Source organism: Streptomyces caelestis, assembly GCF_014205255.1.
GTDB classification, from domain to species: domain Bacteria; phylum Actinomycetota; class Actinomycetes; order Streptomycetales; family Streptomycetaceae; genus Streptomyces; species Streptomyces caelestis.
Genome location: NZ_JACHNE010000001.1, coordinates 4,436,292 through 4,456,281, shown reverse-complemented (window position 1 = coordinate 4,456,281; position 19,990 = coordinate 4,436,292). Strand labels below are relative to the sequence as shown.

The window sequence follows — 19,990 nt, the reverse complement described above, 5'->3', positions numbered from 1 at the left end:
ACCATGAGTTCAGTTGCCATCGCGGTGGGAGGAGTCGTCGTACTCCTCGCGCTGATCGCGCTGGTCGTCGTCAGCCGGTACAAGGTGGCCGGTCCGAGCGAGGCGTTCATCGTCACCGGGCGGCGCGGCAAGAAAGCCACCGACCCGGAGACCGGCCGGGTGTTCACCGACAACAGCGGCCAGAAGGTCGTGGTCGGCGGCGGTGTGTTCGTCGTGCCGTTCGTGCAGCAGAAGTTCACCCTCGACCTGTCCTCGCGGCACATCCCCGTGGCGGTGCGCGGCGCGGTCACCCTGCGGGGGGTGAAGGCCAACCTGGAGGGCGTCGCCATCGTCAAGGTCGGCGGCACCGAGGACGCCATCCGCGCCGCCGCCCAGCGGTTCCTGATGCAGCAGGACGGCATCGTCGGCTTCACCCAGGAGGTCCTCTCCGGGGCGCTGCGCGCCATCGTCGGCCGGATGTCGGTGGAGGACATCATCCGCGACCGGGCCGCGTTCGCCGGGCAGGTGGCGGAGGAGGCGGAGGCGAGCCTGTCGGGGCAGGGACTGGTGCTCGACGCCTTCCAGATCCAGGACATCACCACCGAGGGCTCCTACCTGGAGGACCTGGGCCGCCCCGAGGCCGCCCGTGCCAAGCAGGAGGCCGACATCGCCGAGGCCGTCGCCCGCCGCGCCGCCGAGCAGGCCCGGCTGAAGGCCGAGGAGGAGATCGCGGTCGCCCAGCGGACCTTCTACCTGAAGCAGGCCGAGATCAAGGCCGAGACCGACGAGGCCGCCGCCCGTGCGGCCGCCGCCGGTCCGCTGGCCGAGGCGGCGCGGGAGCAGGAGATCCTCGCCGAGCAGGAGAAGGTCGCCGAGCGGCAGGCCGCGCTGACCGACCGCCAGCTCGACACCCAGGTCCGCAAGCCGGCCGACGCCCAGCGGTACGCCGCCGAGCAGGAGGCGGAGGCCAAGCGCGTGGCCCGCGTGAAGCAGGCCGAGGCGGAGCGGCTGGCCGCCATCGCCGCCGCGCAGGCGGAGGCCGAGCGGTCCCGGCTCACGGGTGAGGGCGAGAAGCAGCAGCGCAGCGCGCTGGCCGAGGCGCAGGCGATCGAGGGTCTCAAGCAGGGCGAGGCCGAGCGGTCCCGGCGTGCGGCGATCGCCGAGGCGGTGCGGCTGGAGGGCGAGGCCGAGGCGGCGGCGATCGGCGCGAAGGGTGCGGCCGAGGCCGAGGCGATGCGGAAGAAGGCCGACGCCTTCGCCCAGTACGGCGACGCGGCCGTGCTGCAGATGCTGGTCGAGGTGCTGCCGCAGGTCGTCGCGAAGGCGTCCGAGCCGCTGAGCGCCGTGGACAAGATGACGGTCATCTCCACCGACGGCGCGAGCCAGCTGTCCCGCACCGTCGCCGACAACGTGGCCCAGGGCGTCGAACTCCTGAGCTCCACCACGGGAGTCGACCTCGCCGAGTTGCTCAAGGGCCTCACCCAGCGCAACGGCGACGTCCAGCCCGCGGGCACGTCGGCTGCCGAGGCCAACGGAAAGATCCAGATCGGCTGAGGGCAGGCAGCCGGCACAGGGGCCCGCGCGGCATCGAGCCGCCGGGCCCCGCCCCGGGGCCGTTGCGGCAGACGGTACGACCGATCCCGGCAGCCGGCCCGCTCACCGGCTGCCGGCTCCTCGCGCGGTTCCGCCGAAGCCCTCCCGAGACACGGAAGGACACGCGCGTTGCGCCTGCTGGAAAGAGTGTGCGCGGTCATCGCGGTGCTCTACGCAACGCTCTTGGCGTTGTTCACCAACTACGACGCCCTGCTGATCACCCATAGGAACGGCGACCTCACCCCGACGATCGCGGTCTTCACAGGGGCCTGCGTCGGCTGGCTGGGCCTGCGCCTGGTGCGGTCACCGCGACGCCCGCCGATTGGGCTGTTCGTCGGTGGTGTGTGCGCCGTTGGTCTGGTGGTTGTGCTGTGGTGGCCTACCCACCCCCCGGTGGAGGAGAAGCAGCATGTCACGCCCAGTCCGAGCACCGGGGGCTTGAAGTCGCAGCCCCCCGACAGTGCTCCGGACACGGCGCCCCTTCCGGCACCGCCGACCCCCCGGCCATAGCCACCCCGGTTCGAAGCCCTCGGCCACCGCATCCGGTGCCGGTGGCCAGCCACACTCCCCACCTGCTGTCCTGGTCAGAGGTTCAGCAGGTGTGCCGCGTTGCGGTCACCAGTGAGTCCATGAACTTGTCGCCGCCGGCGTGGTGACCGTCGAGCGCGATCCGCGGTCCGCCCGGTCGAAGCTCGTGCTGCTCTCGGAGGCCGGTGTCCGGCGCCGCGAGGAGACGACGCAGATCCTGGCCGGGCTCGAAGCCGCGCTCGGCGGGCGCGTCGGTGCGGATACCGTCACCGCACTTCGGGCCGCACTGGAGGAACCATGGGGATCTCCGGAATCGGCGGTAGCGGGACTCTCCGGCCCTTCCACTCCTTGAGGCTGTCCGCCCCCGGGCGCAGTGGCCAGCCCCCCCATCACTCGGAGCTGAGACCTTCCTCACAGACGAACAGGTCCCGAGAGTCTCCCAACCGAAGATCCACAACGCAAGGCGGACGCCGTGCCCAGAGACATCCATCACACCCAGGGAAACAGGAATGGGCGGCATCGCTATCGCGATGCCGCCCATTCCATCGGTGCAGCCAGAGCACTTCGTCGGTGCTCCATGGTGCGCGAGGGGGGAGTTGAACCCCCACGCCCTTGCGGGCACTGGAACCTGAATCCAGCGCGTCTGCCTATTCCGCCACCCGCGCATTGGGTGTGTCATGGGCTCCTGCCCCTTGGGGCCTGGCGCCTTCCGACACCCAGAACATTAGCACGCGGGGCGGGGTGGATTCACATCCGTTCTTCCGCAGGCAGACCCGCCGCCGGGCCTTCGGTGCCGTGGCCACGTATCAACGCGTGGCGCTTCACGTATCAACCTCGTACCGGTACCCCCTGTCTCCCCAGGAGGCGGTCGGGGTCCACAGCCGGGTGCGGGACACTGGTCTTCGGCCGCCTCTACGATCCTTGTCAGGAGTACGCGAGAGCGGTTGCGCGGCAGCCGTAGGACCGGAGGAGTTCGAAGGGGAGCTCCACAGGGAACTTCGTCAGGCGTCGACACCCGTCGACCGGGCTGACAGGGGGAACCAGCCGATCGACCGGCGCGTGGATACGATCAGTAAGCAGTACCAGGCAAGCGGCCCGCAGGGCAGTGCACAGGACGGCAGCGACGGAGGAGGTGCCCCATGGGAGTCCTGAAGAAGTTCGAGCAGCGTCTCGAAGGTCTGGTCAACGGCACCTTCGCCAAGGTGTTCAAGTCCGAGGTCCAGCCCGTGGAGATCGCCGGCGCGCTCCAGCGTGAGTGCGACAACAACGCCACCATCTGGAACCGCGACCGGACGGTCGTGCCCAACGACTTCATCGTGGAGCTGAGCACACCCGACTTCGAGCGGCTCAGCCCCTACTCCGGCCAGCTCGGCGACGAGCTGGCCGGCATGGTGCGTGACTACGCCAAGCAGCAGCGCTACACCTTCATGGGCCCGATCAAGGTGCACCTGGAGAAGGCGGACGACCTGGACACCGGCCTGTACCGGGTGCGCAGCCGTACGCTCGCCTCCTCCACCAGCCAGGCCCCGCCAGGCGCCGCCGCGCCCGCCGCCCCGCCCGCCGGACGCCCCGGCGGGTACGGCTACCCGCCGGCCGCCGCGCCCGCGGGCGCCCCGCCCATGCCGGCCGCGCCGCCGCCCGGCGGCCGCCCCGGCGGGTACGGCTACCCGCAGCCCGCGGCCGCCCAGCGGCCCCCTGCCGCCCCGGCGGCCGGCGGACGCACCCGCCACTGGATCGAGATCAACGGCACGCGCCATCAGATCTCCCGCCCGACGCTGGTGCTGGGCCGCAGCACCGACGCCGACGTGCGGATCGACGACCCCGGCGTCTCCCGCCGGCACTGCGAGATCCGGACCGGAACGCCCTCGACGATCCAGGATCTCGGATCCACCAACGGCATCGTGGTGGACGGGCAGCACACCACCCGCGCTACGCTCCGCGACGGCTCGCGGATCGTCGTGGGCAGCACCACCATCATTTACCGGCAAGCCGAAGGGTGAAGCGGGGGCAATGTCAGAGCTGACCCTCACGGTCATGCGGCTGGGTTTCCTGGCCGTTCTGTGGCTGTTCGTGATCGTGGCCGTGCAGGTCATCCGGAGCGACCTGTTCGGTACGCGCGTCACCCAGCGCGGATCGCGACGGGAGGCAGGCCGGCAGCAGCAGGCCGCCCGCCAGGCCCCGCCGCCCCAGCGCCAGCAGTCCGGCGGCGGCCGGCGCGGCCGTAACGCCCCCACCAAGCTGGTCGTGACCGAGGGCACCCTCACCGGCACGACGGTCGCGCTCCAGGGCCAGACCATCACCCTCGGCCGGGCGCACGACTCGACGATCGTGCTGGACGACGACTACGCCTCCAGCCGCCATGCCAGGATCTACCCGGACCGCGACGGCCAGTGGATCGTCGAGGACCTCGGCTCCACCAACGGCACGTACCTGGACAGGAACCGGCTGACGACTCCCACACCGATTGCGCTGGGCGCGCCGATCCGCATCGGCAAGACCGTCATCGAGCTGCGGAAGTAGTACGACAATGAGCGAGCGGAGCGAGCACGCAGTGGCGGGCCCCACCCCGGGCCCCGGCGCGCTCCCGACCGGAGGGTGGGCAGTGTGGCTCGACACGACCGGCTGTACCCGGAGCCGACAGGCGAGGTGCGCATGAGTCTGTCACTGCGCTTCGCGGCCGGATCGCACAAGGGGATGATCCGGGAGGGCAACGAGGACTCCGGATACGCCGGCCCGCGCCTGCTCGCCATCGCCGACGGCATGGGCGGCGCCGCGGCGGGTGAGGTCGCCTCCTCCGAGGCCATCTCCACGATCGTCGCGCTCGACGACGACGTCCCCGGCTCCGACATCCTCACCTCGCTCGGTACGGCCGTCCAGCGCGCCAACGACCAGCTGCGCGCCATGGTCGAGGAGGACCCCCAGCTGGAGGGCATGGGGACCACCCTCACCGCACTGCTCTGGACCGGCCAGCGCCTCGGTCTGGTCCACGTCGGCGACTCCCGCGCGTACCTCCTCCGCGACGGCGTGCTGACGCAGATCACGCAGGACCACACCTGGGTGCAGCGCCTGGTCGACGAGGGCCGCATCACCGAGGAAGAGGCCACGACCCACCCGCAGCGCTCGCTGCTCATGCGCGCGCTCGGCAGCGGCGACCACGTCGAGCCGGACCTGTCCATCCGCGAGGTCCGGGCCGGCGACCGCTACCTGATCTGCTCCGACGGCCTGTCCGGCGTGGTGTCCCACCAGACCCTGGAGGACACACTCGCCAGCTACCAGGGCCCTCAGGAGACCGTCCAGAACCTGATCGAGCTGGCGCTGCGCGGCGGCGGCCCGGACAACATCACCGTCATCGTCGCCGACGTCCTCGACCTCGACACCGGTGACACCCTCGCGGGGCAGCTGTCCGACACCCCGGTGGTGGTCGGCGCCGTCGCCGAGAACCAGCACCAGCTCCACGACAACGGCTTCATGCAGACTCCCGCCGGCCGCGCCTCCGGGCTCGGCCGCCAGGGGCACGGCCAGGGCGGCGGGGGCGGCGAGTTCGGCCCGCCCGGCTCCGGCGACACCACCGGCTACATCCCGGCGACCGGCCTGGGCTACGGCGACGACGACTTCGTCAAGCCGCGCAGGAAGGGCCGCTGGCTGAAGAGATCCTTCTACGGCGCCCTCGCGCTGGCCGTCGTCGGCGGCGGTCTGTACGGCGGTTGGCGCTGGACGCAGACGCAGTACTACGTCGGCGCCGAGGGCGAGCACGTCGCGCTGTACCGGGGCATCAGCCAGGACCTGGCGTGGGTGTCGCTCTCGGAGGTCGAGAAGGACCACCCCGAGATCGAACTCAAGTACCTGCCGCCTTACCAGCAGAAGCTGGTCGAGGCGACCATCGCCGAGGGCGGGCTGGAGAACGCCCAGGCGAAGATCCAGGAACTGTCGGTGCAGGCCTCCGCGTGCAAGAAGGAAGCACAGCGGCGCCAAGTCGAGAGCCAGAACAACGCCAAGACCGGAGAAGGCGAGGCCGGGGGCACCACAGGAACCACTCCCGCCTCCTTCACGTCCAAGGCCACACCGACACCGAACCCGTCGAACCCGTCGGGCTCGCCGTCGACGCCTGAGAAGTCCCCGAACCCGTCCACGACCGCACCTACTCCCAGCCCCGGCCCCAGCCTCTCGGAGGAAGAGCAGAAGGTCGTCTCGCTGTGCGGTAAGCAGTAGGCAAGCCGTGAGAGGCCCTGTTACACGATGAGCGGTACGAACACATCGCCGACGCACCACACGTCCACGATCGGCGCGATCGGTGCGCCGAGCCGGCGCAACACCGAGCTGGCGCTGCTGGCGTTCGCCGTGGTCATTCCGGTGTTCGCCTATGCCAACGTCGGGCTGGCCCTCAACGACTCGGTGCCGCCGGGCCTGTTGAGCTACGGGCTCGGGATCGGCCTGCTCGCGGGCGTCGGCCATCTCGTCGTACGGAAGTTCGCGCCGTACGCGGACCCGCTGATGCTGCCGCTGGCGACGCTGCTGAACGGCCTTGGCCTGGTCGTCATCTGGCGGCTGGACCAGTCGAAGCGGCTACAGGCGTCCAACCAGTACGTCGAGGCGGCACCCCGCCAGTTGCTGTACTCCGCGATGGGCGTCGCCCTGCTGGTGGCCGTGCTGATCTTCCTCAAGGACCACCGCGTCCTGCAGCGCTACACCTACATCTCCATGGCCGGCGCGCTGTTCCTGCTGGTCCTGCCGCTCGTGCCCGGACTCGGCGCGAACATCTACGGTGCCAAGATCTGGATCAAGATCCCCGGTCTCGGCACGCTCCAGCCCGGCGAGTTCGCGAAGATCGCCCTCGCGGTGTTCTTCGCCGGCTACCTCATGGTCAAGAGGGACGCCCTGGCTCTGGCCAGCCGCCGTTTCATGGGCCTGTACCTGCCGCGCGGCCGTGACCTCGGTCCGATTCTCGTCGTCTGGGTCATCTCGATCCTCATCCTGGTCTTCGAGACCGACCTCGGTACGTCGCTGCTGTTCTTCGGAATGTTCGTCATCATGCTGTACGTCGCCACCGAGCGGACCAGCTGGATCGTCTTCGGTCTGCTGATGTCCGCGGTCGGCGCCGTCGGCGTGGCGAGCTTCGAACCACACATCAAGACGCGTGTGCAGGCCTGGCTCGACCCGATGCGCGAATACACGCTCAGCCGACAGGGCCAGGCGGGCCACACCGAGCAGTCCATGCAGGCCCTGTGGGCCTTCGGCTCCGGCGGCACCCTCGGTACCGGTCTCGGGCAGGGCAACTCCGACCTCATCGGCTTCGCCTCCAACTCCGACTTCATCCTCGCCACCTTCGGCGAGGAACTGGGCCTGGCGGGCGTCATGGCGATCCTGCTGCTCTACGGCCTGATCGTCGAGCGGGGTGTGCGCACCGCGCTCGCGGCCCGTGACCCGTTCGGCAAGCTGCTGGCCGTCGGCCTGTCCGGGGCCTTCGCCCTCCAGGTCTTCGTCGTGGCCGGCGGTGTCATGGGCCTCATCCCGCTGACCGGTATGACGCTGCCGTTCGTGGCCTACGGAGGTTCCTCCGTGATCGCCAACTGGGCCCTGATCGGCATCCTGCTGCGCATCAGCGACACCGCACGCCGCCCGGCACCGACCCCGGCCGGCAACCCCGACGCCGAGATGACCCAGGTGGTCCGCCCGTGAACAAGCCCCTGCGCCGGATCGCAGTCTTCTGCGGACTGCTCGTCCTGGCCCTGCTCATCCGTGACAACTGGATCCAGTACGTCCAGGCCGACGAGCTCAGGACCGACAAGAACAACCGCCGCGTCATCATCGAGCGCTACGCCTCGCCGCGCGGCGACATCATCGTCGACGGCCAGCCGATCACCGGTTCCGCCGAGACCTCGGGCAGCGACTTCAAGTTCAAGCGCACCTACAAGAACGGCCCGATGTGGGCGCCGGTCACCGGCTACGCCTCGCAGGCCTTCGGCGCCACCCAGCTGGAGTCCATCGAGGACGGCATACTCACCGGCAACGACGACCGGCTGTTCTTCCGCAACACCCTCGACATGCTCACCGGCAAGAAGCAGGAGGGCGGCAACGTCGTCACGACGCTGAACGGCGCCGCGCAGAAGGCCGCGTACAACGGTCTGAAGAAGCAGGGCGGCAAGGGCGCCGTCGTCGCCCTGGAGCCGTCCACCGGCAAGATCCTGGCCCTGGCCTCCTACCCGTCGTACGACCCGTCGTCCTTCGCCGGGAACTCCACGACGACGGACACCGGGGCCTGGCAGAAGCTGCAGAAGAAGAACAACCCCGACGACCCGATGCTCAACCGGGCGCTGCGTGAGACGTACCCGCCCGGATCCACCTTCAAGGTGGTCACCGCGGCCGCCGCCCTGGAGGACGGGCTCTACACGGAGCCGAACCAGGAGACGAACTCGCCTGACCCGTGGGTCATGGAGGGCACCAACACCAAGCTGCCGAACGAGGGCAACATCCCCTGCAAGAACGCGACGCTGCGGGTCGCCCTGCAGTACTCCTGCAACACCGTCTTCGGCAAGATCGGCTCGGACCTCGGCAACGACAAGATGCTGGACATGGCCAAGAAGTTCGGCTTCACCGAGGAGCAGTTCACGCCGGTCCGCGCCAACGCCTCGGTGTTCTCCGACGACATGAACCCGTCGGAGACCGCGCTGTCGTCGATCGGCCAGTTCAACACCGCCGCGACCCCGCTGCAGATGGCCATGGTGGCCTCGGCCGTCGCCAACGACGGCAAGCTGATGAAGCCGTACATGGTCGAGGAGCTTCAGGCTCGCAGCGTCGACACCCTCGAGAGGACCGAGCCGGAGGAGCTCAGCCAGCCGCTGTCCTCGGAGAACGCCCAGAAGCTCCAGTCGATGATGGAGACGGTCGTCGAGAAGGGCACGGGCTCCAACGCCAAGATCCCCAACGTCACCGTGGGCGGCAAGACCGGTACCGCCCAGCACGGCGTCGACAACAGCGAGAACCCCTACGCGTGGTTCATCTCGTACGCCAAGGGCGAGGACGGCAGCTCGCCGGTCGCCGTGGCGGTCGTGATCGAGGACGACAACGCCGTCCGTGACGACATCTCCGGCGGTGGCCTCGCGGCGCCGATCGCGAGGAACGTGATGGAGGCGGTCATCAAGAGCAAGCAGTGACCCCGCTCACGTCTGCTTCACATCGGTGCACGTTGCGGTACCGGTCCTGTATCGGCTGACGGGCTTGGCCAGGTCACACAAAGCGAGCCGGGTACGGTAGGCCCGGACGGCAGCCTCCGACCGTACAAGCTTTCGGTCGGGACCGACGGAGAGGGCTGGTAGGTAGCTATGGAAGAGCCGCGTCGCCTCGGCGGCCGGTACGAGCTGGGCCCGGTGCTCGGCCGTGGTGGCATGGCGGAGGTTTACCACGCGCATGACACCCGACTCGGGCGCCAGGTGGCGGTGAAGACGCTGCGCGCGGACCTCGCGCGCGACCCGTCCTTCCAGGCCCGGTTCCGCCGGGAGGCCCAGTCGGCCGCGTCACTCAACCATCCCGCGATCGTCGCGGTCTACGACACGGGTGAGGACTACATCGACGGGGTCTCGATCCCGTACATCGTGATGGAGTACGTCGAGGGCTCCACACTCCGTGAACTGCTGCACAGCGGCCGCAAGCTGCTGCCGGAGCGGTCCATGGAGATGACCATCGGCATCCTCCAGGGCCTGGAGTACGCCCACCGCAACGGCATCGTCCACCGCGACATCAAGCCCGCGAACGTCATGCTGACGCGCAACGGCCAGGTCAAGGTGATGGACTTCGGCATCGCCCGCGCCATGGGCGACTCCGGCATGACGATGACGCAGACGGCGGCGGTCATCGGCACCGCCCAGTACCTCTCGCCGGAGCAGGCGAAGGGCGAGCAGGTCGACGCGAGGTCGGACCTCTACTCCACCGGCTGCCTGCTCTACGAGCTCCTGACGGTGAGGCCCCCCTTCGTCGGCGACTCCCCGGTGGCCGTGGCGTACCAGCACGTCCGGGAGGAGCCGCAGGCGCCGAGCGTCTTCGACCCCGAGATCACGCCCGAGATGGACGCGATCGTGCTGAAGGCGCTGGTCAAGGACCCGGACTACCGCTACCAGTCGGCCGACGAGATGCGCGCCGACATCGAGGCCTGCCTCGACGGCCAGCCGGTCGCGGCCACGGCCGCGATGGGCGCGGTGGGCTACGGCGGCTACCCCGACGACCAGCCGACGACGGCCCTGCGCGCGGACTCCGGCGCGGGCGCCACCTCCATGCTGCCCCCCATGAACCCGGACGACGGCGGCTACGGCTACGACGACCGCCCCGACCGGCGCCGCCAGCAGCAGCGCAAGTCCAACACCTCGACGATCCTGCTGGTGGTGGCGGGCATCCTCGTCCTGGTCGGGGCCATCCTGATCGGGCGGTGGGCGTTCAGTGGCAACGGGGTCGGCAACGACGAGGTTCCCACTCCGAACTTGGTCGGCGAAACGCTGACTGACGCCAAGCGACTGGCAGAAAACAGCGACCTCAAGCTGAGTACCACCAACAAGCCCTGCGAGAACCAGAGCAAGGGCAAGATCTGCGATCAGAACCCGGATCCCCAGACCCAGGTCAAGAAGTACTCCACCGTCGAGGTCGTGGTCTCGACGGGCGCGCCGAAGGTGGCCGTGCCCAGCGTCACCGGCTTGAGCCTCGACGAGGCGAAGGAAAAGCTGGGCAGTGACAAGTACGAGTTCGTGATCGAAACGGAGACCCGGACGTCCCCCGAGGACCCCGGCAAGGTGCTGGAGCAGAACCCGACCACGGGCGAAGAGGTGGAGAAGGGCTCCACGATCACCCTCACCGTCGCCAAGGCCGAGGAGAAGGCCACCGTCCCGGACGTGCTCAACCAGACCTGTGACGCGGCCAAGCAGCAGATGCAGGCCAGCAACCTGGTCGGCAACTGCACCGAGGTGGAGACCGACGACGACAACAAGGTCGGCAAGGTCATCCAGACCACGCCGCAGGCCGGTACCTCCGTCGACAAGAACTCGTCGGTCAACATCCAGATCGGCAAGAAGAAGCAGCAGCAGAAGGTCAAGGTCCCGCAGGTCGTCGGCCGGCCGGTCGGCCAGGCCAAGCAGATGCTCGCGCAGGCCGGCTTCACGAACATCCAGTTCGCGGGCGGCAGCGACCAGAGCGACACCGCAGTCGTCGCCGGCCAGGACCCGCAGGGCGGCACCGAGGTCGACGACCCGGCGGGCACGACGATCACCCTCCAGACCGTCGGCATCGGGAACAACGGCGGCAACAACAACGGCGGTAACGGCAACGGCGGCATCTTCGGCGGCATCACCGGCCGCGACGAGGACTGACCGCACCTCGCCCGGAAGGCGCCCCAGCACCCTCGGTGCTGGGGCGCCTTGCTGTCCAGCGCCGGGTTATGATCCATTTCGATCGCGTCTTGAACGCGACATGACCACATAGGGACATCATCAAGAAGCGAATCGTGGTCGCCCTGGGTGCCGCGTGCGCCCTGACCTTCCTGGCGTCGGGAACGGCGAACGCCGGAACCAACAGCGGCTTCGTCTACACGACGGAATCCACCTCTTCAGGATGAGCGACTACAAGACGATCGCCGAGCTGAGGACGACGCAGCCCGCCCTGTCGCACAATCACCAGTGCTTCGGGAGCCAGGTGCCCGAGAACATCAAGGTCGGCGTGCGTGTCTCGCTCATCAAGAGCGGCGACAAGTTCAGCGGCTTCAAGTACAACCTCACCACCTGAGCCGCGGCGGAACGACGCGTGGGTGAAGGGGCCCTGCCCGCATGTCCTGCGGGCAGGGCCCCTTTTCAGGTGGTGCTATGCCGCGCGTCGTGCGAAGGAGCGGGCCCTGCTGCGCCGCTTGGGGTCGAACGCGTCCGTCGCCCCCGCTCCCTCGTCCCCGGGCGCTTCCACCCAGCCGGCGATCTTCCGGGCAACGCCCTTCAGCCGAGGATGCCCCGGCTTGACGCCGATCTCGAAGTGGGACTCCTTCGCCGGCGCGAGGTGACCGCCCCAGACGACGACGCCGTCCAGTTCGGCGAGGATGTCCCGCACCACGACGAGTTCGTTCGGATACAGGCCGTTCGTCGCACCGACCGGGTACGACAGCGGCCGGATGGCGATCGCCGTGCCGGAGAGGTAGTTCGACTCGTACTCCGCTGAGATGCGGCGCTCGCCCACCCATCCGTGGACGTCGCCGTCCCGCAGCCGGTCGATCTCGTCATGGAACCGGCGTGCCACGTGCAGCAGGACCACGGCGGCGTCACCGCCGACGAGTCTGACCTTCTGGTCGCTGCCCTCGATGCTGAACGACTCCGCCTCCTCCAGGAGCGACCAGCCGTTGCCGGTGGTGTCCCGGGTCCAGGAACCGGCACCGGCCTCGGTCGCGGCGACGGCCTGTCCGGCGGGAGGAGCGAGCCCAGGGCTGCCGCACCCGCCACACCGGCGGTGGCACCGGCGAAGCGGCGCCTCGTCAGGTCACTATCTTCATCTGTCTCTCCTTGTCCTCAGAGCAGTCATCACTGCGGCGGCGAGGCACAGCACGCCGATCGCCGCCAGCAGGGTGAAGAACACAATGGCCGGGTTGACCCATGCGGGAACAAGGTCGAAGTTCTCGTTGCACTTGCTGTGCAGCGGGAACCAGCGGTTGAACTCCTCCGCGTGTGCTTCCCGGAACGCTTCGTCGTAGCGGGCACCGTGGCCGTGGACACAGGCCTCCTCGACGTCCAGCCCTCCGGAGAAGATCCCGGTCAGATAGGCGACCGAGAATCCGCCGACACCGGTCGCCACACAGGCCACACCCAGTGACAGCCAGGTCCCGGGCCGGTCCCACCGGCCCGCACGGACGGCTCGGATGCCGCTGCGGCCTCCGGCGACCATGCCGAGACACAGCACACCGGCCACCGACGCCACGATGATGCCGCCGGCGCCGAGGAGGAACAGCACCGCGATGCCCATCACCGCCAGCCCGGCCATGAAGGCGAGCCGTTCCGGCCGTGATGACTTGTTCCCACCGGTCATGACTCAGTCCTTGGCGGAACGCGCGGCCCGGCTGCGAGCCGCCTTGAGGAAGGCGTCGTGGTTGGCCCGGTACTGCGCCGCCTTGTTCTTCTCCGTGCCCATGCGGGCGAGGAGGGCGTCCACGAATCCCTGCTCGAAGTTCTGGAGCTTGTCGAAGCCACCCGGAGCATTCTGGTAGACGGCCGGCAGCACAGCGCCCTTGGCTGATGAGCTGCTTACGGGCCGGCCCCAGAACCGTGTCGGAAGCGGTCAGGGCGTTGTGCGCGGAATCCCTGCAGTCGGTCGCGTTCCCCCACCGCTGGGTGAAGATGGCGAGGTGGCGGGACGCCGGTGTCGGACAGGGCGGCAGCCCGTGGGATGGCGTCCCGCCGAGTGGTGCGGGGATGGGGAGCACAAGACGACGCGGGCCATGACGCGAACCCGGCGGGCGATCCCGGCGCGGTCGGGTCGCCGCGCGACGATCAGCATCCATGGCCGCCGAGCGGCGCGAAGGGCCGGGATCTGTCGTTTCGATCAGGTCGCGGGGAACTGACGGCATCTCGTCCGGAGACCCGTTCGACTCCGCCCGCCGTCACGGATCAGCAGCGCGGCCCGTAGCTGCGCTTGCCGTTGATGAGCCAGACGGTGTCCTTCTCGTTCCGCATCTTGTACACGGCGGTGAAGCAGCCTGTGTCGGAGATCGTGATCGGACCGGCGTGTGACCCGAACGTCCCGTCGTCGGTACCACATCCGGGACCGCTCGTCTTGCCCGGGCAGACGTTGAGGTACATCTCGTTCGCCCCGCCCGGCGTCTCGCCGCAGGACCGGGCTGTGAGTTCCGGGGCAGCGCGCCGCGGGCGAACCGGCGGCAAACGACCCCGACGCGTTCGTCGACGCCGGCGCCCTGCCTGGCACGCACACAGCCTGTGGAAAACCCGGCCCCGGCCGACGCGGGCAGGCGTCCAGCGCATCGGTCGGTCAGCGCAGTTCCTTCGGCGGTGTCCGGTCCGCGTTCACCTTCTCGACCCGCTCCAGTTCGCCCCACACGACGTAGCGGTACGTGCTCGTGTAGACCGGGGTGCAGGTCGTCAGGGTGATGTAGTGCCCGGGCTTCTTCTTGCCGGACTCCTTGGGGACCGCCGAGAGGACCTTGACGTTGTACTTCGAGGTCTCGGGGAGGATGCCGTAGACCTTGTAGACGTACCACTTGTCCTTCGTCTCGAAGACGATCGGGTCGCCCTTCTTGATCTTGTCGATGTTGTGGAACTTGGCGCCGTGACCGTCCCGGTGGGCGGCGAGGGAGAAGTTGCCGGCCTTGCCCGACATCGGCAGGGCCGACTTCACGGGATCGGTGTAGTAGCCGGCGACACCGTCGTTGAGGATCTGGTTCGACGTGCCCTTCTCGACCAGGACCTCGCCGTTCTTCATCGCCGGTACGTGCAGGAACCCGATGCCGTTCTTGGTGTCCAGCGCGCCGGGCCCGCCCCGGCCGTGCGCCCAGCCGTCACGGACCTGGTCCGCCTGCTTCCCGGCCGCACGGTCGGCGACCACGTTCGTCCACCAGAGCGAGTAGGCGACGAACAGGCCCAGGACCAGGCCGGCGGTGATGAGGAGTTCCCCGAAGACGCTCACCGCCATGGCGATCGGGCCGGGGCGGCGGCGCCGGGCCGCGGACGGCCGGGACGCCGCCGCGCCGGTGTGCTCTTCGTGCTCCGTGTCGGTGGTCGCTGCCACTGGTCATCTGCCCTTAACTGACGAGCGCATCCGGCTTGCCCTTGCTGCGCGGCCGTTCCTCGACCATCTTGCCCCAGACGATCATCCGGTACTTGCTGGTGAACTCCGGCGTGCACGTGGTCAGCGTGATGTAGCGGCCGGGCTCCGTGAATCCCGACCCCGCCGGAATCGGGTTCAGGACGCTCGTGTTGCTGGGCGAGGTCACCGGCAGGATCGAGGCCATCTTGTAGACGTAGTACTCGTCCTGCGTCTCCACGACGATCGGATCGCCCGGAGTGAGCTTGTTGATGTACCGGAACGGTTCTCCGTGGGTGTTGCGGTGGCCCGCGAGCCCGAAGTTCCCGGTCTTGTCACTGGGCATCGCGGTCTTCAGCGCGCCCTCGGCGTAGTGGCCGACCATGCCCCGGTCGAGAACGCCCTTGCTGTTGGTGCCCTCGGCGATCGGCACCACCACGTCCAGCTTCGGAATGTGCAGGATGGCGAAGCCCTGCCCCGGCTCGAAGGCCCCCGGGTTGCGTGTGCCGTTCGCCCAGTCGTCCTGGAGGCTGCTGGCCTCCTGGCCGGCCTGCGCGTGCGCCCGGACGTTCGTCCACCACAGCTGGTAGGTCACGAACAGCAGCATCAGCACGCCGGTCGTGATGAACACCTCGCCTATCGCCCGGCTGGCCACCACCGCCGGGCCCGGCTTGCGCGCCCGCGCCTGCCGTCGCGCCTCGACCCGCGACAGCGGCGCCCGCCGCTCCTCCCGGGTCGGGTCCTGGACCGAGTCCTGGTCCGAGCGGGTCTCCGGCGCGCCGCCATGGCGCCCGTGACGGCGCTTGGCGGCCTTTCTGCGGGCCGCGCGCCCACCGTGGGCGGGTCCGTCGTGCCGTGCGGCGGAAGGGCCCGGAGAGCCGGATGTGGGGGCATCGGCCGCGGGTGGCGGATCCGGTATCCGCAGCGCCACCGTCTCCTCGTCGACGACGGGCCGGTACGGCTCGTCCGGGACGGGCTCGTACGACGCCGGGTACGGCTCCGGCGCATACGACTGTGGCTGCGGCTCGGGCTCAGACATGTACGGCTGTGACGGCGACTGCGGCTGCGGTTCCGGCCGCGGAGAAGCACCGTAGGCCCCTCCGCCCGACCACTCCTCGAACGCGCCCGGCACCTCGTACGACTGCTGCCCGTACGAGGTGTCGGACTCGCGCTCGGGGCGCAGCGCCGTCACGCCGTGGCCCTGCCCACCACCGGGGCGAGCCCGGCCGACCTCGCCACCGCGCCCTGGTCGCCGCACTCCACCAGCCAGTTGGCCAGCATCCGGTGCCCGTGCTCGGTCAGCACCGACTCGGGATGGAACTGCACGCCCTCGACCGGGAGTTCGCGGTGCCTCAGGCCCATCACGATGCCGTCGTGCGTCCGGGCCGTGACCTCCAGCTCGGCCGGGACCGTCGCGGGCTCGGCGGCCAGCGAGTGGTAGCGCGTCGCCGTGAAGGGCGAGGGCAGGCCGTCGAAGACACCCCGGCTCGTGTGCTCGACCAGCGAGGTCTTGCCGTGCAGCAGCTCGGGTGCGCGGTTCACGACACCGCCGTACGCCACCTGCATCGACTGCATGCCGAGGCACACACCGAAGACCGGGACGCCCGTGGCGGCGCAGTGCCGGACCATGTCGACGCAGACACCCGCCTCCTCCGGCGTGCCCGGGCCCGGGGAGAGCAGGACACCGTCGAAGCCGTCCTGGGCGTGTGCCGTCGACACCTCGTCGTTGCGCAGGACCTCGCACTCGGCGCCCAGCTGGTACAGGTACTGGACCAGGTTGAAGACGAAGCTGTCGTAGTTGTCGACGACGAGAATGCGCGCGCTCACTGGTTGTCCACCGTCACATCGTTGAAGGGCAGCAGCGGCTCCGCCCACGGGAAGACGTACTGGAAGAGGACGTAGACCACGGCCACGACCAGGGCGAGTGAGATCAGCGCCTTCACCCACGTGCTCCCCGGCAGATGCCGCCAGATCCAGCCGTACATGCCGTCCCTTCCGTCGTACCACGGCACCAGACCCACGCCGTACAGCCACCAGACTAACCGCGCAACGCCTCAGGTTTCCCGGCCTCCACAGGCTGGGTGGAGTCCAGGTGCGCCCAGACGATCAGCCGATGACTGTGCCCCCATTCCGGTTCGCACGTGGTCAGTGTCAGATAACGACCCGGACGCGTGTACCCGGATGTACGTGGGACAGGGTCGATCACCTCGATGTCGGAGGGCACTGTTTTGTGCGGGCCTTTGTCGATCCGATACGTGAACCAGGTCGTGCCGTCGGTCAGCACCACGGCGTCACCCCGCCGGAGCTCGGGAAAGTCCTTGAGGGGGTCGCCATGAGTGCGGCGGTGGCCGGCGACCGCGAAGTTCCCCTTCTGGCCGAGCTGGGCGGTCTCCACGTAGTGGCCCAGGCCCTTCTTCAGCGTGCCGGTCGCCGTGCCTTCGAGCACCGGCTTGTTCCACGTGAAACCAAGACGCGGGATGTACATGATCGCGAAGGGCTTGCCCCGGGCGTAGGGCGCCGGTTTCGGCGGGCTCGCGGGGGAGCGCGCCGCCGGCCGGGTCTTCGACCACTCCTTCCGGAGCAGTTCGATCTGGTCGTCCATGACGTCGTCGGCCTGCACGCCGGTCCAGAACAGCACGTGGACGACGAACAGCACGATCACGCTGCCGACGGTGAGACACAGTTCGCTGAGGGTCCTGACGATCACACGCACCGGCGGCTCCCCCGGCCAGGCTCTACTCCTCCACAGGCTTCGCGTAGTGCAGATCCACTGTGCCCGAGTAACCGGGCAGAGTCACCGGCCCGTTCTCCTCGACTTTCCAGCCGAGCCCATAGACGTTGACGTAGACCATGTAGTTCTGGATCGCCGGGGACGCCGCGAGCGCCTTCTGGAGCTTGTCCGGGTCACCGACCGCCGTGATCTTGTACGGCGGTGAGTAGACGCGCCCCTGGAGGATCAGGGTGTTGCCCACGCAGCGCACCGCGCTGGTGGAGATCAGCCGCTGGTCCATGACCTTGATGCCCTTGGCGCCGCCCTGCCACAGCGCGTTCACCACGGCCTGGAGGTCCTGCTGGTGGATGACCAGGTAGTCGGGCTGCGGTTCGGGGTAGCCGGGCAGCTTGGCGGTGGCGTCCGGCGGGGCGTCGTTGAGCGTGACCGTGAGCGACTCGCCCGTGAGCTTCTGCGTGCCCGCGCGCTTCTCCAGGGCGGCGAGCTTGTCGTCCTCCGCCTTGGTGCTGCCGTCGTCGCGCTCGGCCAGCGCCTCTATCTCCTTGCGCAGGATCCCGTTGGTCTCGTCCAGCTCGCCGTTCTCCCGGCTGCGTTCCTGGATGAGGTCGGACAGCTTCAGCAGCGACGTGTCCGTGCGGATGTTGGTGCCCTTGGCGGTGTTGAAGCTGGTGAAGAAAAGGAGTCCCGCGAGAGCGAAGACGGCCGCCGTGAGGATCCGCACGGGCCGGAAACGGCGCGCGCGCTCAGGGGTGGATCCCGTCCCGGGGGAGTCGGCAGAATTGCTCAACGTACCCTTATCTCCTTCGGCGCCACGGAAGCACTACGCTAACGGACGCCCGGGGGAGCACTCAGAGTCCCCTTACGCTGCCCCGAGACCGACCCAGTTACCTGCGCGGCCACGCAGCGCATCGACAGGAGAGACCCTCGTGCCGAAGTCACGTATCCGCAAGAAGGCCGACTACACGCCGCCGCCTGCGAAGCAGACGACCGCCATCAAGCTGAACAGCCGCTCCTGGGTCGCGCCCGTCATGCTGGCCATGTTCCTCATCGGCCTGGCCTGGATCGTCGTCTTCTACGTCACCGACGGCTCGCTGCCCATCGACTCGCTGGGCAACTGGAACATCGTGGTGGGCTTCGGCTTCATCGCCGCCGGATTCGGTGTCTCGACCCAGTGGAAGTAGCGGTCACCGGCAGGTGAACGCAGCTCTGCCCAGGGCTGTTCACTGAGTTATCCACAGCGGTTTTCCACAGGTGGAAAAGAAACGACGATCTGTGGATAACTCGTTGAGCGTTGACGCCGGTATGACGGAAGTACCGGCGCTCGAAAACTTGTTCGCCCCCTGCCTGACCTGCGAAAACGCTGGTCAGTGACAGGGGGCACATGTGTTCCCGCACACTATGCACAAGATCCGCCACCCGCTGTGGACAACGCTCGCGCTCAGCTGAGCTGGGCCGTCCTCACGAGGGTCAACAGGACGACCACGCCGAGGACCAGGGCACACGTGCCGTACTGGATCAGGGCACGTCGCTCGCGCGGAGCGTGGACCATGGCGTATCCGACGACGACGCCGGCGACGAGGCCGCCGATGTGGGCCTGCCAGGAGATGTTGAAGCCCGGGCTGAACGTGAAGATCAGGTTGATCGCCAGCAGCGCGATGATCGGCCGCATGTCGTAGTTGAGCCGGCGCATCAGCACGGCCGTGGCCCCGAACAGGCCGAAGATCGCGCCGGAGGCGCCCAGCGTCGCCGCGTCCGGGGAGGTCAGCAGATAGGCCAGGGCGCTGCCCGCTAGGCCCGAGACGAGATAGAGCGCGAGGTAGCGGACCCGGCCGAGAGCCGCTTCGAGTGGGCCGCCGAGCCACCACAGGCTGAGCATGTTGAACGCGATGTGCCAGATCTCCTGGTGGGTGAACATCGAGGTCACCATGCGGTACCACTCGCCTCCCGCCACGCCCTGTGTGGGCGTGTAGGGCGCCGGCGGCCAGGCGCCGAGCAGGACGAAGTCGTTCAGGAGCGACTCGCGGACCGAGACGGCGATGAACACCGCCACGTTGATACCGATGAGGATCTTGGTCAGCAGGCGGGGGTCGGCGGTGACGGCGCCGCCCGCGATCGTCCGGGGCATGGCGGCCGTGGGCACGTGCCCGGTGCCGGAGCCGCCGCGGACGCACTCGGGGCACTGGAAGCCGACGGAGGCGTCGACCATGCACTCGGGGCAGATCGGGCGCTCGCAGCGGGTGCAGCGGATGCCGGTCTCGCGATCCGGGTGGCGGTAGCACATGGGGACGCTGTGGGCGTCCTGCGGGCTGCCCGCAGCCTGGTCGTCCATGAGATCCCCTAGGTCGTGATGAGAAAAGCCCGCCCCGCTCATCTTTACGGACGAGCGGGGCGATT

Annotated in this window: 22 protein-coding genes and 1 tRNA gene; 11 read left to right on the top strand and 12 right to left on the bottom strand. The window is 68.9% G+C overall.

Translation table 11 applies throughout. From position 1 onward, the window contains the following. Positions 1-3: 3 nt before the first annotated feature. The 3 genes from HDA41_RS20290 to HDA41_RS20280 all read left to right on the top strand — a co-directional run bounded on the left by HDA41_RS20290 (position 4) and on the right by HDA41_RS20280 (position 2,452). A complete protein-coding gene (locus HDA41_RS20290) occupies positions 4-1,533 on the top strand; it encodes a flotillin family protein (protein WP_184985879.1) in 1,530 nt (509 codons plus the stop codon). A 168-nt stretch (positions 1,534-1,701) separates the two neighbouring features. Beyond that, on the top strand, positions 1,702-2,082 hold the full coding sequence (locus HDA41_RS20285; protein WP_184985877.1) for a hypothetical protein: 381 nt from the start codon (positions 1,702-1,704) through the stop codon (positions 2,080-2,082). A 139-nt stretch (positions 2,083-2,221) separates the two neighbouring features. Further along, entirely contained in the window at positions 2,222-2,452 is a 231-nt protein-coding gene (locus HDA41_RS20280) for a winged helix DNA-binding protein (protein ID WP_184985875.1), read from the top strand. A gap of 226 nt (positions 2,453-2,678) precedes the next feature. On the opposite strand, the gene HDA41_RS20275 is transcribed toward HDA41_RS20280, so the two are convergent. Next, a tRNA-Leu gene (locus HDA41_RS20275) sits at positions 2,679-2,765 on the bottom strand. A 474-nt stretch (positions 2,766-3,239) separates the two neighbouring features. Here HDA41_RS20275 and HDA41_RS20270 point away from each other — a divergent pair. The 7 genes from HDA41_RS20270 to HDA41_RS20240 all read left to right on the top strand — a co-directional run bounded on the left by HDA41_RS20270 (position 3,240) and on the right by HDA41_RS20240 (position 11,859). After that, complete coding sequence (locus HDA41_RS20270; protein WP_184985873.1) at positions 3,240-4,100, top strand: FHA domain-containing protein; 861 nt, start codon at positions 3,240-3,242, stop codon at positions 4,098-4,100. Positions 4,101-4,110: 10 nt separating this feature from the next. Beyond that, a complete protein-coding gene (locus tag HDA41_RS20265) occupies positions 4,111-4,620 on the top strand; it encodes an FHA domain-containing protein FhaB/FipA (RefSeq protein WP_184985871.1) in 510 nt (169 codons plus the stop codon). A gap of 132 nt (positions 4,621-4,752) precedes the next feature. Then, positions 4,753-6,309 (top strand): Stp1/IreP family PP2C-type Ser/Thr phosphatase, encoded by a 1,557-nt coding sequence (locus HDA41_RS20260; protein WP_184985869.1) that lies wholly within the window; start codon positions 4,753-4,755, stop codon positions 6,307-6,309. 27 nt (positions 6,310-6,336) lie between these two features. After that, entirely contained in the window at positions 6,337-7,776 is a 1,440-nt protein-coding gene (locus HDA41_RS20255; protein WP_184985866.1) for an FtsW/RodA/SpoVE family cell cycle protein, read from the top strand. Beyond that, positions 7,773-9,251: a peptidoglycan D,D-transpeptidase FtsI family protein gene (locus tag HDA41_RS20250; protein ID WP_184985864.1), complete on the top strand. Its 1,479-nt coding sequence runs from the start codon at positions 7,773-7,775 to the stop codon at positions 9,249-9,251. Before HDA41_RS20255 ends, HDA41_RS20250 begins: the two co-directional genes overlap by 4 nt. A gap of 168 nt (positions 9,252-9,419) precedes the next feature. Beyond that, positions 9,420-11,447, top strand: a complete 2,028-nt coding sequence (pknB, locus tag HDA41_RS20245; protein WP_184985862.1) for a Stk1 family PASTA domain-containing Ser/Thr kinase — start codon at positions 9,420-9,422, stop codon at positions 11,445-11,447. A gap of 241 nt (positions 11,448-11,688) precedes the next feature. Continuing rightward, entirely contained in the window at positions 11,689-11,859 is a 171-nt protein-coding gene (locus tag HDA41_RS20240) for a hypothetical protein (RefSeq protein WP_184985859.1), read from the top strand. 75 nt (positions 11,860-11,934) lie between these two features. On the opposite strand, the gene HDA41_RS20235 is transcribed toward HDA41_RS20240, so the two are convergent. The 10 genes from HDA41_RS20235 to HDA41_RS20190 form a co-directional block, all read right to left on the bottom strand. Beyond that, positions 11,935-12,372 carry a hypothetical protein gene (locus tag HDA41_RS20235; protein WP_230299483.1) on the bottom strand — a complete coding sequence of 146 codons (438 nt, stop codon included), beginning with the start codon at positions 12,370-12,372 and terminating at the stop codon, positions 11,935-11,937. A gap of 231 nt (positions 12,373-12,603) precedes the next feature. Continuing rightward, positions 12,604-13,137: a hypothetical protein gene (locus tag HDA41_RS20230; RefSeq protein WP_230299484.1), complete on the bottom strand. Its 534-nt coding sequence runs from the start codon at positions 13,135-13,137 to the stop codon at positions 12,604-12,606. Between the two features lie 3 nt (positions 13,138-13,140). After that, entirely contained in the window at positions 13,141-13,329 is a 189-nt protein-coding gene (locus tag HDA41_RS20225; RefSeq protein WP_184985857.1) for a hypothetical protein, read from the bottom strand. A gap of 386 nt (positions 13,330-13,715) precedes the next feature. Then, complete coding sequence (locus HDA41_RS20220) at positions 13,716-13,907, bottom strand: hypothetical protein (protein ID WP_184985855.1); 192 nt, start codon at positions 13,905-13,907, stop codon at positions 13,716-13,718. 187 nt (positions 13,908-14,094) lie between these two features. After that, positions 14,095-14,850, bottom strand: a complete 756-nt coding sequence (locus HDA41_RS20215) for a class E sortase (RefSeq protein ID WP_184985852.1) — start codon at positions 14,848-14,850, stop codon at positions 14,095-14,097. Between the two features lie 13 nt (positions 14,851-14,863). Further along, a complete protein-coding gene (locus HDA41_RS20210; protein ID WP_184985850.1) occupies positions 14,864-16,057 on the bottom strand; it encodes a class E sortase in 1,194 nt (397 codons plus the stop codon). Next, positions 16,054-16,692 (bottom strand): aminodeoxychorismate/anthranilate synthase component II, encoded by a 639-nt coding sequence (locus tag HDA41_RS20205; protein ID WP_184985848.1) that lies wholly within the window; start codon positions 16,690-16,692, stop codon positions 16,054-16,056. The genes HDA41_RS20210 and HDA41_RS20205 overlap by 4 nt, the downstream gene beginning before the upstream one ends. Further along, entirely contained in the window at positions 16,689-16,886 is a 198-nt protein-coding gene (locus tag HDA41_RS20200) for a hypothetical protein (RefSeq protein ID WP_167407433.1), read from the bottom strand. The genes HDA41_RS20205 and HDA41_RS20200 overlap by 4 nt, the downstream gene beginning before the upstream one ends. 17 nt (positions 16,887-16,903) lie before the next feature. Continuing rightward, positions 16,904-17,578, bottom strand: coding sequence for a class E sortase (locus tag HDA41_RS20195; RefSeq protein WP_184985846.1), 675 nt, complete (start codon positions 17,576-17,578; stop codon positions 16,904-16,906). A gap of 22 nt (positions 17,579-17,600) precedes the next feature. After that, complete coding sequence (locus tag HDA41_RS20190; RefSeq protein WP_184985844.1) at positions 17,601-18,383, bottom strand: DUF881 domain-containing protein; 783 nt, start codon at positions 18,381-18,383, stop codon at positions 17,601-17,603. A gap of 139 nt (positions 18,384-18,522) precedes the next feature. Here HDA41_RS20190 and crgA point away from each other — a divergent pair, with 139 nt between their 5' ends. Beyond that, positions 18,523-18,777, top strand: a complete 255-nt coding sequence (gene crgA, locus HDA41_RS20185; protein WP_184985842.1) for a cell division protein CrgA — start codon at positions 18,523-18,525, stop codon at positions 18,775-18,777. Positions 18,778-19,034: 257 nt separating this feature from the next. Here crgA and HDA41_RS20180 read toward each other — a convergent pair whose 3' ends face one another. Continuing rightward, positions 19,035-19,925, bottom strand: a complete 891-nt coding sequence (locus HDA41_RS20180; RefSeq protein WP_184985840.1) for a rhomboid family intramembrane serine protease — start codon at positions 19,923-19,925, stop codon at positions 19,035-19,037. Positions 19,926-19,990 lie beyond the last annotated feature (65 nt).

Bases quoted from the DNA above. Each gene is read 5' to 3' on its own strand.
- HDA41_RS20240 (WP_184985859.1), top strand. From the start codon at position 11,689: ATGAGCGACTACAAGACGATCGCCGAGCTGAGGACGACGCAGCCCGCC.
- HDA41_RS20180 (WP_184985840.1), bottom strand. From the start codon at position 19,925: ATGGACGACCAGGCTGCGGGCAGCCCGCAGGACGCCCACAGCGTCCCC.
- HDA41_RS20265 (WP_184985871.1), top strand. From the start codon at position 4,111: ATGTCAGAGCTGACCCTCACGGTCATGCGGCTGGGTTTCCTGGCCGTT.
- HDA41_RS20255 (WP_184985866.1), top strand. From the start codon at position 6,337: ATGAGCGGTACGAACACATCGCCGACGCACCACACGTCCACGATCGGC.
- HDA41_RS20270 (WP_184985873.1), top strand. From the start codon at position 3,240: ATGGGAGTCCTGAAGAAGTTCGAGCAGCGTCTCGAAGGTCTGGTCAAC.
- HDA41_RS20290 (WP_184985879.1), top strand. From the start codon at position 4: ATGAGTTCAGTTGCCATCGCGGTGGGAGGAGTCGTCGTACTCCTCGCG.
- HDA41_RS20230 (WP_230299484.1), bottom strand. From the start codon at position 13,137: ATGACCGGTGGGAACAAGTCATCACGGCCGGAACGGCTCGCCTTCATG.
- pknB (WP_184985862.1), top strand. From the start codon at position 9,420: ATGGAAGAGCCGCGTCGCCTCGGCGGCCGGTACGAGCTGGGCCCGGTG.
- HDA41_RS20220 (WP_184985855.1), bottom strand. From the start codon at position 13,907: ATGTACCTCAACGTCTGCCCGGGCAAGACGAGCGGTCCCGGATGTGGT.
- HDA41_RS20260 (WP_184985869.1), top strand. From the start codon at position 4,753: ATGAGTCTGTCACTGCGCTTCGCGGCCGGATCGCACAAGGGGATGATC.